Origin of the sequence: Pontibacter cellulosilyticus, from assembly GCF_014306105.1 — a bacterium.
Taxonomy (GTDB): Bacteria; Bacteroidota; Bacteroidia; order Cytophagales; family Hymenobacteraceae; genus Pontibacter; species Pontibacter cellulosilyticus.
This window is the reverse complement of the sequence record NZ_JACRVF010000001.1, coordinates 505,391-520,365: the sequence shown is the minus strand read 5'-3', so window position 1 is coordinate 520,365 and position 14,975 is coordinate 505,391. Positions and strand designations below refer to the sequence as shown.

Sequence of the window (14,975 nt, the reverse complement as noted above, 5' to 3'; positions counted from 1 at the left end):
AGATTATAGTATATTTGCAGCAGTAAAATAATTAGCATGGATCCGATAGTAGATTTAGATTTTATAGATAGCCGTACGCCAGAAGAAGCAGCTGCCTGCGATACCACCCATATTACACAGGAAACCCAAACAGGTAAAAGCCGCAAACTATACATAGAAAGCTATGGCTGCGCCATGAATTTCTCTGATAGTGAGATTGTGTCGTCGATTATGTTTGAGAATGGTTTTGATACTACTTCTGATATTGCACAGGCTGACCTGGTATTTCTGAATACCTGCTCTATACGTGAGAAGGCAGAACAAACCGTTCGTAACCGTTTAGGCCAGATCAACTACTTTAAAAAGAAGAAGCCTGAGATGATGGTCGGAGTGTTGGGCTGTATGGCAGAGCGTCTGAAGAAATCATTGCTGGAGGAAGAGAAAATTGTAGATCTTGTAGTAGGTCCGGATGCTTACCGTGATCTGCCAAACCTGATCAACGAAGTGGACGGTGGCCATAAAGCTGTAAACGTGCTGCTTTCGCGTGAAGAGACTTATGCTGACATTAACCCTATCCGCCTGAACAGCAATGGCGTGAGTGCTTTTATCTCGATTATGCGTGGTTGCGATAACATGTGCTCTTTCTGTGTGGTGCCGTTTACCCGTGGCCGTGAGCGTAGCCGAGATGCACATTCAATTGTGCGTGAGGCAGAGGCTTTGGTAGAACAGGGATATAAAGAGGTAACACTGCTGGGGCAGAACGTGGACTCATACAAATGGGCATCAGAAGACGGAACAGAAAGCGTAAACTTTGCCCAGCTGCTGGAAAAAGTGGCGCTGGTATCTCCTGACCTGCGTGTGCGTTTCTCTACGTCACATCCTAAAGACATTACAGATGAAGTACTTTATACCATGAAGAAGTACGACAACATCTGTAAATACATACACCTGCCGGCTCAGAGTGGTAATTCCCGCGTGCTGGAACTCATGAACCGCACCTACGACCGAGAGTGGTACCTGAATCGAGTAGATGCTATACGAGCTATACTTGGTGAAGACTGCGGTATATCTTCTGATATGATCGCCGGCTTCTGCACCGAAACCGAAGAAGAGCACCAAGATACACTGTCATTGATGGATTACGTGCAGTACGATTACTCTTACATGTTCTTCTATTCTGAGCGTCCGGGTACTTTGGCTGCCAGAAAACTGGAAGATGATATTCCGCTGGAAGTTAAGAAACGTCGCCTGGACGAGATCATAAACAAGCAGCGTGAAACTTCGCTTAATCGCAATAAGCGTGACGTTGGTAAGGTGCACAAGGTGCTGGTTGAAAACTTTTCTAAAAAATCAAAAGAGCAATTAAGCGGCCGCAACGACCAGAACAAAGTAGTTATCTTTGATAAGAAGCACTACAAGAAAGGTGATTACGTGAACGTGCTGGTGCACGACTGCAGCGTAGGCACCCTGTTCGGCGAGGCTATCGATTAGATTTGGGTAGTACAAAGATGTGAAAGCCTGTAAAATGAGCTTCAGAACATCTTCAATTCTCCAAATTTCCTAATCTTCAAATCCAATGAAATGCGCAACATTGATATACAAAGTATAAAGCAGCGTTTTGGCATCATAGGCAACTCACCCTTGCTGAACCACGCCATACAAGTAGCAGCCCAAGTGGCTCCTACCGAAATGACAGTGCTTATTACCGGCGAGAGCGGCAGCGGCAAGGAGTCGTTCTCTAAAATCATACACCAGCTGAGCCCGCGAAAGCACGGCCAGTTTATTGCCATCAACTGCGGCGCCATACCCGAAGGCACCATCGACTCTGAACTGTTTGGCCACGAAAAAGGCTCGTTTACAGGTGCACATGATACCCGCAAAGGCTATTTTGAAGTAACTGACGGCGGGACTATATTCCTGGACGAGATAGGTGAAATGCCACTTGGTACACAAGCCAGGCTGCTGCGCGTGCTTGAAAATGGCGAGTTTATAAAGGTGGGCTCCTCTAAAGTACAGAAGACTGACGTACGTGTGGTAGCGGCTACCAATGTGAACCTGCTTAATGCCGTTGAGAAAGGACGTTTCCGTGAGGATCTATACTATCGCCTGAATACAGTGCCCATTACGGTACCGCCTCTTCGTGAGCGTGGCGACGATATCTACCTGCTGTTCAGAAAGTTCGCTGCCGATTTTTCGGAGAAGTATAAAGTAAAGCCTATTACACTTACACCTGATGCGGTACAAGAGCTACTTGCATTTAGGTTTCCGGGTAATATTCGCCAGCTGAAGAATATTGTGGAGCAGATCTCGGTGCTTGAGTATGACCGTGAAATCGATGCTAATAAATTAAGACACTACCTGCCACGCGAGCAAAGTAACTTACCTGCAGTTTTAAGCAAAGAAGCCTCTGCATCAGAGCAACACTTCTCGGAGCGGGATATACTATACAAGGTGTTGTTTGACATGCGCCGTGATGTGTCGGAGCTGAAGAAACTGGTGTTCGAGATCATGACAAACCAGCACAACGAGCAGGAACTGATAAAAGAGCACGGCCATTTATTCGACGGCATTGAAACTGTTAATGGCAGAACTACCTATCAGCACCAAGAGCCTAAGCAGCACGAAGCCTTTTACTTACCGGTAAAACAGGCGCAGATGCAGGATTACGAAGATCAAAAAGTAGAGGATATTCCGCACGAAACAGAAGAGGAAAGCTTATCTTTAGAGGATAAAGAGAAGGAGCTTATACTTAAGGCGCTCAAAAAGCACAACAACAAGCGTAAGTATGCCGCACAGGACCTTGGAATATCAGAGAGAACCCTTTACCGCAAATTAAAGCAGTATGACATTGAAGAATAGTAACAAAGTATGGTTGTTGGCGCTGCCCTTGCTGCTTATACTTTGCGGAGGCTGCGGCATCTACTCTTTTTCCGGCTCTACCCTTCCACCGGATGTGCAAACTATCTCTATCCAAAACTTTGAGAACAGCACCGGCGAAGGCCCTGCAAACCTGACGCAGCTGGTAACAAACAACTTTAAAATATTTTACCAGCGCAACTCCAATCTTAACATTGTGCAGCGCGACGGCGATTTGCAATTAGAAGGACAGATTGTTAGCTTTACCTATACGCCAGCAGCCATTCAGCGCGAAGGCGTAAACGATATTGCAGGTCTTAACAGGCTTACTTTAGGCATACAGGTAAGATTCACGAATGCTAAAAACCCCGAAAAGAGTTTCGACAGGTTGTTTAGCATTTCGCAGGATTTCCAGCAAGGCCGTGATGTAACACAGATCTCCCCATCGGAGATCGATGCGCTTACAGAACGCCTTGTAGTAGATGTTTTCAATAAAACGGTAGCAGACTGGTAGTTAGACACTATCATATAAAGTATCACCCATACTAAATGAACAAATCAGCTTTTCTTAAACTGATAAAACAGGTAGCGAACATCTCCGACCAGCAAACCGAAGAGCTGGAGAAGGTGGCCGCTACTTTCCCCTATTGCCAGACTGCACACCTTCTGCTTGCCAAATCTGCTTATGATAAAGGAAGTATGCTTTCGACGCAGCGATTGCGCAAAGCCTCTTCTTATGCCACAGATCGGCAGCTACTAAAACGCATTATCTATACTTCTACAGTTGCCGAGCCTGTATTTGAAGAAGCAGCTGCTACAGCACCGGAAAACAATAATTTAACACTTCCTCAAGAGGAAGTAACGCCAGAGCCAGAAGAAATTACTATTGCTGAAGAGGTTATACTTGATGAAACTGCTGCTTTAGAGGAGAGCATGCCAGCAGAAGTATATGAGGTAGTGGAGTTGGAAGATGATATTGAGGAAGTTGAAAAGCTCGACATTAGTGATGAATCTAAAGACTTACCAGCAGTAACAGAGGATTCCCCGGCAGCCATTGAAGCGGAACAACAGCAGATTGACTCTGAACTAGCCATGCTGCTTACCATTAACAGCCTCAGCTCCTCTTTTACAGATCTTCTGGCCCAAAAACCGGACCCTGAAACTGTAGCAGAAATAGAACAAGAAGTAGCAGATCACCTCCCGGAAACAGAAGAAGCTTTAGCGGAACTGGAGGAAGATATAAAGCATACTTACTCAAAGCCAGCTGAGACAGCAGATGCAGTAAGTCCGGACACTGAAGAACCTGATGAAGATGCCACAGTTGATGATGCCGCTGATGCAGCGATCAACTATACGTTTGATGAGATAGACCACATGTATGCTGAAGATGCGCTTGGCTATTGGATGGGCTCCAGCCGAATGGGCGAAGTGCTTCAGCTAAAAGACGATTATACGCGCCAGCGGCCAGTAGGCTTCCACCCGGAGCTTATATTAGAGTATAGCAAAACGCATGAGCTCGAAAAAGCTGTGCAACCAACGCAGCACTCGCTAAGCAACCAACTCGACCTGATCGACCAATTCCTAAAGCTGAACCCAAGGCTCAAAACGATGGCTAACATTAAAATTAAGCCTGAGCCACAGGAAGATTTGTCGCTTAAGAGCACTAAGATCAAGAAAGGAATGGCTTCTGAAAGCCTTGCCAATATATTTGTGAAGCAAGGGAAAATAAAGAAAGCCATTAAAATATATGAGCAACTCATTTTGAAAAATCCGGAAAAAAAGAGTTACTTTGCTGAACAGATAGAAAAATTACAAAACTTAAGCTAATATGTACATCGCCCTTATCAGTATTATTGTATTCATTTGCGTGCTGCTTATTTTGGTTGTGTTGGCTCAGAATCCTAAAGGAGGCGGACTTTCAAGCCAATTTGGCGGTAGCACCAGCCAGTTGATGGGTGTAAAGCGCACCGGAGACCTGCTGGAGAAACTTACCTGGGGCTTTGCCATTGCACTGGTAGTTCTTACACTTGGCACACACATGATGGTTAGCTCTGCCAATGAAGGCGAGGGCATCAGAAGTATAAACGAAGAGCGTGCACGTCAGTCTAACATGCCTGCTACTCCTTCTACACTTCCTGGCACATCTGCCGATACAACTGCAGCTATCCCAGGTGCAGCCGAGATCCCAGGCATGATCGATACTGCAAACGACTAAGATCAAGATTACAAGTATAAACAGAGCCGGCCCTTAAAGCCGGCTTTTGTTATTTTATAGCTTCTCCTCTCCTGTCAGGTAATTCGGATAAAAGTTCCCAATGTCTGCCAAATTTTCAAAACCTGTCAGGGTTGGCAGCGTTAATAGCTGAAAATTTGGCCATAAATGTCAGAATTAAAGCATTGGCACAGGAAATGATAATACTCCATCGGTTATATTTTTAAACTATAAACCATAAAACTAAAATAACATAACAAACTATGTCAATCAGCATTAAACCATTAGCAGACAGAGTAATTGTTGCTCCTGCTGCAGCAGAAGAAAAAACAAAGTCTGGTATCATCATTCCTGATACTGCTAAAGAGAAGCCGCAGCGTGGTGAGGTAGTAGCCGTTGGCGAAGGTAAAGTATCTGACCAAGGTTCTTTAATGAAGCCGCAGGTAAAAGTTGGCGACCAGGTGTTGTATGGCAAATACGCAGGTACAGAGATTTCTGTAGACGGTAGCGACTACCTGATCATGCGTGAGTCAGATATTCTGGCAGTACTTTAATTCAATCCATTTTAAAATAATTATCTAACAGATATAACTATGGCTAAGAACATCTCATTTGATGCCGACGCTCGCAGCAAAATAAAGTCTGGCGTTGACAAACTGGCAAATGCTGTTAAAGTTACTTTAGGCCCTAAAGGCCGCAACGTAATCATCGATAAAAAATTCGGTGCCCCTACTATTACTAAAGACGGTGTTTCAGTAGCGAAAGAGATCGAACTGAAAGACCCTATTGAAAACATGGGTGCTCAGTTGGTAAAAGAAGTTGCTTCGAAAACTGCTGACCAGGCTGGTGACGGTACAACTACTGCTACTGTGTTGGCTCAGGCTATTTACACTGCCGGTATTAAGAACGTAGCTGCCGGTGCTAACCCAATGGACCTGAAGCGCGGTATCGACAAGGCTGTACATGCAGTAGTTGATAACCTGCGTTCACAGTCTAAGAAAATTGAGAACTCATCTGAGATCTCTCAGGTAGGTACTATCTCCGCCAACAACGACGCTGAGATCGGTAAAATGATCGCTGATGCGATGGACAAAGTGGGTAAAGACGGTGTAATTACTGTTGAGGAAGCAAAAGGCACAGAAACTGAAGTGAAAACTGTAGAAGGTATGCAGTTTGACCGTGGTTACCTTTCTCCATACTTCGTTACAAACGCGGAGAAAATGGAAGCTGAGTTCGACAATCCTTTCATCCTGATCTACGACAAGAAGGTTTCTACTATGAAGGAGTTGCTTCCAGTGTTGGAGCAGGTTGTTCAGACTGGTAAAGGCCTTGTGATCGTAGCTGAGGACGTTGACGGTGAGGCACTTGCTACACTTGTAGTAAACAAACTTCGTGGCTCGCTTAAAATTGCTGCTGTTAAAGCTCCTGGCTTCGGCGACAGAAGAAAAGCAATGCTGGAGGATATCGCTATCCTGACTGGCGGTACAGTTATCTCTGAAGAGCGTGGCTACAAATTAGAGAACGCTACTTTAGAGTACCTTGGTAAGGCTGAGAAAGTGATCATCGACAAAGACAACACTACTATTGTAAACGGTGCTGGCTCTAAAGATGACATTGTTGCTCGTGTTAACCAGATCAAGTCTCAGATGGAGTCTACTACATCTGACTATGACAAAGAAAAACTACAGGAGCGTTTAGCGAAGTTATCTGGCGGTGTAGCTATCCTTTACATTGGTGCTTCTACTGAAGTAGAGATGAAAGAGAAGAAAGACCGTGTGGATGACGCTCTACATGCTACAAGAGCTGCAGTTGAAGAAGGTATTGTAGCTGGTGGTGGTGTTGCCCTTATCCGTGCGATCGCTGCCCTTGATAACGTTGACGTTTACAACGCTGACGAGCAGACTGGTGTTCAGATCATCAAAACAGCACTGGAGGCTCCACTTAGAACAATCGTATCTAACGCAGGTGGCGAAGGTTCGGTAGTAGTTCAGGCTGTACGCGAAGGCAAAGGCGACTTAGGTTATAATGCCCGCGACGACAAGTACGAGAACATGTTCGCTGCAGGTATCATCGACCCAACTAAGGTAACGCGTCTTGCTTTAGAGAACGCTGCCTCTATCGCTGGTCTACTTCTAACTACTGAGTGTGTAGTATCTGAAGAACCTGCTGAAGAAACTGCTCCGATGGGCGGCGGCATGCCAGGTGGCATGGGCGGCATGGGCGGCATGATGTAATCAGACATGCATTAGCATAACAATAAATAGAAAAGCCCCTGTATCTGATGATGCAGGGGCTTTTTTGCTTTTAAGCGCTTTATACACTATAGGTTTCTGATCCTAATAGTAATGTCATGCGGGGCAACCTCATCGCCACCAAAGTATGGGTATAACTGATAAGCATCTGTAGAGCCACTGCAGCCTCTTGGTAACTCTACTTGTTTGCCATCTACACTAAACTTATACTTCCCTTCATCAAGGTTTAATTCGCAAAAGGCTGGTTTACCCAGTGTTATACTTGTTATAAATTCAGACTTGCGGCTTCCTCCTTTGTAAGTATAAGCATGCAATTCCAACTGGTTGTTGCTCCAGCGCCAACCAATACGGGCACTGTTCACCTGATGATGTGAACTGCAGTCAGATAGGCCATAAAGCTTATTGATATCAAACTGGTTCTCTGGTTTAATGGAAGTATAAATCGCGGTGCTGTCAAATGTTACCTCAAAACGTAACTTTTGGGCTTTAACTGTTTTAAAGGAACTGTTGGTAGATGCATGAGACCCTTTTTTTATTGTATAAACAACAGATGTAGGCTCTGGCAATGCAATATGCTCCGCCACATCTGTGGCTTCTGACATAGTTTGACAGGATGCCACAGAGGCACATAGTGAAAGTATAGCCAAAACACGACCATACTTCCGAGGAAAAGTAAACATGGGTAATGAGTAAAATTATAAAATAGGCAAAATGATTAAGTGCTAACTAGTTTAATCATAGTTGTATAGGCGGAGAAACAGAGCTGCAAATCTATAAAATATTATAAATAAAAAAAGCCCCCGATTCAGAAAATCGGGGGCTTCCTTTAAAAAATTATTTTTAGCCGCGGCCGTGCATCATGTACATCAGCTTGCGGGTGAGCATTACCAGTATTAGGCCTGCCAGTATCACAAATCCACCAATGGCAGAGAAAATGGTTAAGGCACCTAGTTCCTCTACATAAGAGGCAATGTAACCACCTGCGATCTGGGCCACGAACGGCGCCAGGAACCAAACACCCATCAACATCGATACCAAAGTTACCGGCGCAAGGCGTGTTACCATTGAAAGGCCGATTGGAGATAAGCAAAGCTCACCGATCGTGTGGAAGAAATATGTGGCAATTAACCAGGCAAGGCTAGCTTTGATAGTATCATCTTCAACACCGCCACGTTCCATTACGGCACCTACCATGAAGAAGAAACCAACACCTAGCAAGATCATACCCAGACCCATTTTAGTTGGGATGCTAAGGTCCTTACCACGCTTGGCAAGGTATAACCAAAGCTGCGCAGTAAGCGGCGCAAACATTACAATAAATAGTGGGTTAACTGACTGGAACCATGAAGTAGGGATAAGGAAGCCGAATACCTCACGGTCGATGTACCTGTCAGTATAAACTGTAAGGGAGCTACCTGCCTGCTCGAAACCAGCCCAGAAGAAGATTACAAATACAGAAATGATAAAGATTACCGATACGCGATCAATCTCTTCCTTAGTAAGTTTTGCTTTTTTAACTGGTTCACCAGTCTCAGCGTCAGTTTCCTCCTTAACAGGTCTTAAACCAATATCACCCAATAAGCGTGGCCCAAGTGTGTTAAACACAATCTGTCCAATAACCATACCTATACCTGCCGCTAAGAAACCATACTGGAAACCATAGTTCGTTACACGCTCTACGCCATCAACAACTGCTTTAGTCGCAAAGTAATCTTCTGCAAGGTAACCGCAAACAAGTGGCGCCAGGAAAGCACCGATGTTGATACCCATATAGAAAATTGTGAAAGCAGAGTCGCGACGCGGATCACCTTGCGCGTAAAGGTTACCAACTATTGAAGAAATATTCGGTTTGAAGAAACCATTACCGATGATTAACAGTAACAGTCCGAGATAGGTCATTTCAACACCCATATACGGTGTAGAGAATAAGCTGAACTGGCCAAGCGCCATCAGCACACCACCTATTAATATTGCACGGCGGTGCCCAAGGTATTTATCGGCCAACCAACCACCTATAATAGGCGTAAAATAAACGAAGCCGGTAAAGTATCCATATATTAAGGCTGCATCGGCAACACTATAACCCAAACCGCCTTCAAGAGCAGTTTTTGTGAGGTAAAGCATTAAGAGGCCGCGCATACCGTAATAGCTGAAACGTTCCCATAACTCTGTAAAGAATAACAGGTACAGCCCTTTCGGATGCTTTAGATTTTCTTCTTTCACCGCAGCACTTGCAGCGTGTTGTTGGTTAACAGACATAGAAAGTTAATTAGTTGAATGTTTCTTTTTAGGTTAGAAAATGAATAAATAAGCAAACACTGAAGGTAAATATATTAGTTTAAATGCATATCGGCAAATAATTTGTGTTTGCCATAACACTAAGTGCAAGGTTGCGCAATATTTGCATAACACAATATTTTGATAAACATTTTTTTATACTTTTGTACTGTAGTTGTGAACAAAACCGTTTAAAATCAAAACCCCAAATAATCAAATGAAAGAAACTGGATATAAGTCTAAGGCTGGTCTTGAAAATCTAGGGATTAAGGAGGCAAAAGAGGTGCTTTGGAACCTTACTCCTGCCGAGTTAGTGGAAGAAGCTATCAAGAACGGCGAAGGCGTGCTTACTGATAACGGTGCTTTAATGTGCGACACAGGTAAATTTACCGGCCGTTCTCCTAAAGACCGCTTTGTGGTTAAGGATGCTAAAACAGAAGACACAGTGTGGTGGGGCGACATCAACATCGCTTTCGACCCTGAGAAATTCGATCAGTTACAGGCTAAAATGGTTGAGTTCCTGAAAGACCGTAAGCTGTACGTACGCGATGCATATGCTGGAGCACACCCTGACTACCGCCTTAACCTTCGTATTGTAAATACACAGGCATGGCAGAACCTATTCTGCAACAACATGTTCCTGCGCCTTTCTCACGAAGAGATAGACAACCACAAACCAGAATTCACTATTATCTGTGCACCTGAGTTTGAGGCAGATCCAGAGGTAGACGGAACTCGCCAGTCTAACTTTGCGATCATCAATTTCACTAAGAACATGATCCTGATCGGTGGCACGGGCTATGCCGGTGAGATGAAAAAAGGCATCTTTGGTGTACTTAATTACATCCTACCACAAGAGCGCAACACTTTATCTATGCACTGCTCTGCCAACGTAGGAAAAGATAGCGATACAGCTATTTTCTTTGGCCTGTCAGGCACAGGTAAAACCACTCTTTCTGCAGACCCTAACCGCGGCCTAATCGGTGATGATGAGCACGGCTGGACTGAAGACAGCATATTCAACTTTGAAGGCGGTTGCTACGCAAAAGTAATTGACCTGACACACGAAAAAGAGCCACAGATCTGGGATGCAATTAAGTTTGGTTCTATTGTAGAGAATACACGCTTTATTGATGGCACCCGCACTGTAGATTATACAAATAACTCAGTTACTGAAAATACGCGTACAGCCTATCCTATTTACCACATCGACAATGCTGTTGAGCCTTCAAGAGCAGACGTTCCAAAGAACATCTTCTTCCTGACTGCTGATGCATTTGGTGTATTGCCTCCAATCTCAAAGCTGAATTCGAGCCAGGCTATGTACCACTTCATTTCTGGTTATACTGCCAAAGTTGCCGGTACTGAAGTAGGTGTAACAGAACCTCAAACTACATTTTCAGCTTGCTTTGGCGCTGCTTTCTTACCATTGCACCCTACAAAGTATGCCGAAATGCTTGGCAAAAAGATGGAAGAGAACAATGTGAACGTGTGGTTGGTAAACACAGGCTGGACAGGTGGTCCTTACGGAGTTGGCTCTCGTATGAAGTTGCCATATACCCGTGCCATGATCACTGCAGCTCTTAATGGTGAACTGAACGACGTTAAATTTACCAAGCATCCAATATTTGGTGTAGAGATGCCAAACTCTTGCCCTAACGTACCGGATGAGATTCTTAACCCACGCAACACATGGGCTAACAAAGAGGAGTACGACGCGAAAGCAACTGACCTGGCTTCTAAATTTGTGAAGAACTTCCAGAAGTATGCCGACTACGCAAACGACGAAATCCTTGCCGGAGCTCCAAATGTAGAAGTAACAGCATAAGCTGAAATACTAATAAAAGAAAAAGCCTCTTTGCCTGGTGCAGAGAGGCTTTTTCTTTAACAATTACCAAGTGCCACTATACTTTCGTATATTTAAAAAGCTGGCTGTGTTGTAAACATTACGCTATGATACAGGATTTATACTTATATGCAGCACAACTCTTTAGCATTCAACCAAGCAACAATTAATTGAAGTGCATCTATTTTACACACCAGATATAACAGCTGATTTTTACACGCTTCCTGAAGAGGAATCGAAACATTGCACCCGTGTGCTGCGCCTGCACCATGGCGACACTGTTTACCTTGTTGATGGCGTAGGCGGACTCTATACTGCTATTATTCAGGATGCGAACAATAAGAAGTGTAAACTTCAGATTATCGACAAGCAAATAGAGTATGGCAAGCTCCCCTACTTTACGCACATTGCAGTAGCTCCTACCAAAAACATGGACCGGATGGAATGGTTTGTAGAGAAAGCTGTTGAAATTGGAGTAAGCGAGATAACTTTTCTACTGTGCGAACACTCAGAACGGCGGCAGCTGCGCCTGGATAGGCTTGAGAAGATTGCCGTAAGCGCCATGAAACAGTCTCAGAAAGGATACCTGCCCCTGCTAAATGATCTTGTGCCTTTTAATAAGTTCATACAGAAATCAAGGCCGGAGGCTACGTTTATTGCACACTTAGAAGATGATGCCACCAAAAGTATAAAAGATCATTACAAGTTCGGAGAGCAGCATTGTGTACTGATTGGCCCGGAGGGTGATTTCTCTGCCCAGGAAATAGCCGCAGCATACGCTGCTGGTATTCGACCGATTACCTTAGGTAAAAGCAGGCTTCGCACAGAAACGGCAGCCTTGGTGGCCTGCCATACGTTAAATGTACTACACGACATTTATGCTCCGTTATAACTAATATACAACATGAGAATCAGCCGCCAAATGCTCAAAAATTACACTCTTGCTTTCATACTTATTTTTATAGTCTGTACTGCAAGTATGGCACAGAGCTATAGCTTCAGAATAGCTAAACTGAAGTATAATGGCGGAGGTGACTGGTATGCTAACAAAACTTCCCTGCCTAATCTGATCCGCTTCTGTAATCAGAACCTGAACATGAACATAGCCCCCGATGAGGCTGTGGTGGAAGTAGGCAGTCCTGAAATCTTGAGCTATCCTTTTGTGCACATGACTGGCCATGGTAATGTAGTGTTTTCCGATGCAGAGGCTCTGAACCTGCGCAACTATCTCTTAAGCGGCGGCTTCCTGCACATCGATGATAACTATGGTCTGGACAAGTATATCCGCAATGAGATGAAAAAAGTATTTCCGGAGTATGAATTTGTAGAATTGCCTTTCGATCATCCCATCTATAGCCAAAAGTTCAATTTTACCGGCGGCTTGCCAAAGATTCACGAACACGACAATAAGCCTCCACAGGGCTTCGGAATCATACACAAAGGAAGATTGGTTTGCTTTTATACTTATGAAACTGATCTTGGCAATGGCTGGGAAGACCGGGAAGTACACAATGACCCGGAGCATGTGCGCCAGCAGGCATTACGAATGGGTGCCAATATTATCACCTATGCCCTCACACATGGCGATGGACTGCAGTAAACTATTACACCTTTAATAATGTTGGCCTTGATAACTAACTGATAAGTTATTTTAGCTGTATCTTTCAGCTTTCGTGACAAACTGCCTCTACCCGAAATCAAGCTACAGAACAAACTGCAAAACCTTTATTTAGTCTAACATTTATATCCCCTTTCTTAGAGAAACTGAGAAAAGGATAGCTGCCTACTTTCTGTAGTATGAAATTTAACTTTATCCTCCCTTCGCCGGCAACTAAACCCAGTGGTGGCACAAAAGTAATGTACGAGTACGCTAACCAATTGGCATCCAGAGGGCACGAGGTCACTATTATCCATGGTATAAAGCAGCGGCATAAGCACATGAAAAGCCCACTGTGGTATAAGAAGCTGCAGTTTGCATTAAAAGGTGCAGCATATCCAAAGTGGTTTAAGTTTAACAAAAACGTTAAGAGCAGAATTGTTCCTGAAATAAAGGATAAGTACATTCCCAATGCTGATTTTACCATCTCCACCTGGTGGTCTACAGCTTATGATGTTAACGAATTAAGCATATCAAAAGGCAGAAAAGTAAACTTGATTCAGGGTTATGAAGTATGGGATGGCCATGAAGACTTGGTTCATGCATCATATAAACTACCGATGCAGCATATTACCATTTCCGAATATCTTCAGAAACTGGTTGGCGACATCTCTGGTGTATTGCCTACTGTTATTCCAAATGCTGTAGATCGTAGTAATTTCTACACCACCACTTTGCCCGAGCAACGGAAGCCGGCAAGTGTGTGCATGATGTATTCTGAGCAGGAACTGAAAGGATCTGTTTACGGTATAGCGGCTTTAACCAAGCTCAAAGAATTATACCCTGAACTGACTGTAGACCTGATAAGTGTTCCAAAAAAACCAAAAAACTTTCCGGAATGGGTAGTTTACAACCGTAACCCCAAAAATCTGCGCGATATCTATAACAGGAACAGTATATTCTTATCTCCTAGTCTGAACGAAGGATGGGGCCTTACCTGTAACGAAGCCATGTTGTGTAGTTGCAGCTTGGTATGCACCGATATTGGCGGCCACCGTGAATTTGCTAGGCACGGAGAAACAGCATTGATGATTCAGCCCAAAAGTGTGGACGAGATAGTTGAAGCTATTTCCGAGCTAATTGAAAATGAAAAGAAACGCATTGAAATGGCCTATAGAGGCAAGTACTATATTGAAGAAAACTTCTCATGGCAGCAGTCAACAGATATGCTGGTAGATATTTTAACAGTAAATAAGAAAAAGCAGCTTCTAGAAGAGACTAGCTATACTTCCGGTTAAATATCTCACTTAAGATAACAGCATCGCGTACAGTGGCCGGGTTCTGCAGCATGGCAGCGTAGCGGCTCTTAGTTACTTCTTTATCCTGCGCATAGGCTTCAAAAAGAGGCTGTCTTCTTTGCTTAGACCTTTTCTTTGCTTCCAGGGCCTCAGCTGCTTTTTCCCAGGATAATACTTTAGGCGCGGGTTGCTCATAGCTTTTATACTTGGGAACAACATCTTCATCCCTCACTACAGGGGCCATAACTTCTTTAGCTTTTTCTTTAACAGTCTCTAACTCAGCCCTGCCCTTCTCTGCTTTTGGCTGTAACTCGCGCAGGATATCCTCAAAAGAGGTAACAGGCCTTTGTGGTTGCTGCGGTTGCACTCGCCTTTGCTGCTGAGGCCTTGGTTCTACCTCATCCTGCTCATCTCCAGGAGTGTTAAACGCCTTCCGCCACTGCATAAATAGAAAATATGCCACAGCGGCAAGTATATAAAGTATAATCTTAAAATCATCCATAGCGCTGGGTTGCTAGCTTTACCAAATATAGAGTTTTACGATGGAATAAAAAACCGAGCCACAAGGTTAGTTACTGAAAGTACCAACATTTAAAAAGCACTGTATTTTGTTCATGAAGTTGATGAAACAAAACGGCTAATTGAGAAATTTACCTTA

The 14,975-nt window shown here is 44.0% G+C and carries 14 protein-coding genes; 11 read left to right on the top strand and 3 right to left on the bottom strand.

Annotation, left to right across the window (positions count from 1 at the left end):
• The first annotated feature begins 36 nt into the window (after positions 1–36).
• The 7 genes from miaB to groL all read left to right on the top strand — a co-directional run bounded on the left by miaB (position 37) and on the right by groL (position 7,281).
• A complete protein-coding gene (miaB, locus tag H8S84_RS02250; RefSeq protein ID WP_187065649.1) occupies positions 37–1,470 on the top strand; it encodes a tRNA (N6-isopentenyl adenosine(37)-C2)-methylthiotransferase MiaB in 1,434 nt (477 codons plus the stop codon).
• Positions 1,471–1,560: 90 nt separating this feature from the next.
• Complete coding sequence (locus H8S84_RS02245) at positions 1,561–2,838, top strand: sigma-54 interaction domain-containing protein (RefSeq protein WP_187065648.1); 1,278 nt, start codon at positions 1,561–1,563, stop codon at positions 2,836–2,838.
• Complete coding sequence (locus H8S84_RS02240) at positions 2,822–3,349, top strand: LptE family protein (protein ID WP_187065647.1); 528 nt, start codon at positions 2,822–2,824, stop codon at positions 3,347–3,349. The genes H8S84_RS02245 and H8S84_RS02240 overlap by 17 nt, the downstream gene beginning before the upstream one ends.
• A 35-nt stretch (positions 3,350–3,384) precedes the next feature.
• Complete coding sequence (locus H8S84_RS02235; protein WP_187065646.1) at positions 3,385–4,662, top strand: hypothetical protein; 1,278 nt, start codon at positions 3,385–3,387, stop codon at positions 4,660–4,662.
• A gap of 1 nt (position 4,663) precedes the next feature.
• Positions 4,664–5,050 carry a preprotein translocase subunit SecG gene (gene secG / locus H8S84_RS02230; RefSeq protein ID WP_187065645.1) on the top strand — a complete coding sequence of 129 codons (387 nt, stop codon included), beginning with the start codon at positions 4,664–4,666 and terminating at the stop codon, positions 5,048–5,050.
• A gap of 260 nt (positions 5,051–5,310) precedes the next feature.
• Positions 5,311–5,601 (top strand): co-chaperone GroES, encoded by a 291-nt coding sequence (gene groES / locus H8S84_RS02225; protein ID WP_222621552.1) that lies wholly within the window; start codon positions 5,311–5,313, stop codon positions 5,599–5,601.
• A 39-nt stretch (positions 5,602–5,640) separates the two neighbouring features.
• Positions 5,641–7,281 carry a chaperonin GroEL gene (gene groL / locus H8S84_RS02220; RefSeq protein ID WP_187065644.1) on the top strand — a complete coding sequence of 547 codons (1,641 nt, stop codon included), beginning with the start codon at positions 5,641–5,643 and terminating at the stop codon, positions 7,279–7,281.
• Between the two features lie 86 nt (positions 7,282–7,367).
• Here groL and H8S84_RS02215 read toward each other — a convergent pair whose 3' ends face one another.
• A complete protein-coding gene (locus H8S84_RS02215) occupies positions 7,368–7,901 on the bottom strand; it encodes a hypothetical protein (protein ID WP_187065643.1) in 534 nt (177 codons plus the stop codon).
• 238 nt (positions 7,902–8,139) lie between these two features.
• Entirely contained in the window at positions 8,140–9,558 is a 1,419-nt protein-coding gene (locus H8S84_RS02210) for a peptide MFS transporter (RefSeq protein WP_187065642.1), read from the bottom strand.
• Between the two features lie 235 nt (positions 9,559–9,793).
• On the opposite strand from H8S84_RS02210, the gene pckA reads away from it, so the two are divergent.
• From pckA to H8S84_RS02190, 4 genes are all read left to right on the top strand, one after another.
• Complete coding sequence (gene pckA, locus H8S84_RS02205; protein WP_187065641.1) at positions 9,794–11,404, top strand: phosphoenolpyruvate carboxykinase (ATP); 1,611 nt, start codon at positions 9,794–9,796, stop codon at positions 11,402–11,404.
• Positions 11,405–11,597: 193 nt separating this feature from the next.
• Complete coding sequence (locus H8S84_RS02200; RefSeq protein WP_187065640.1) at positions 11,598–12,314, top strand: 16S rRNA (uracil(1498)-N(3))-methyltransferase; 717 nt, start codon at positions 11,598–11,600, stop codon at positions 12,312–12,314.
• Positions 12,315–12,401: 87 nt separating this feature from the next.
• Positions 12,402–13,022: a DUF4159 domain-containing protein gene (locus H8S84_RS02195; protein ID WP_230407018.1), complete on the top strand. Its 621-nt coding sequence runs from the start codon at positions 12,402–12,404 to the stop codon at positions 13,020–13,022.
• A gap of 197 nt (positions 13,023–13,219) precedes the next feature.
• Complete coding sequence (locus H8S84_RS02190; RefSeq protein WP_187065639.1) at positions 13,220–14,317, top strand: glycosyltransferase family 4 protein; 1,098 nt, start codon at positions 13,220–13,222, stop codon at positions 14,315–14,317.
• On the opposite strand, the gene H8S84_RS02185 is transcribed toward H8S84_RS02190, so the two are convergent.
• A complete protein-coding gene (locus H8S84_RS02185; protein ID WP_187065638.1) occupies positions 14,298–14,819 on the bottom strand; it encodes a hypothetical protein in 522 nt (173 codons plus the stop codon). The two genes, H8S84_RS02190 and H8S84_RS02185, sit on opposite strands and share 20 nt — an antisense overlap.
• Positions 14,820–14,975 lie beyond the last annotated feature (156 nt).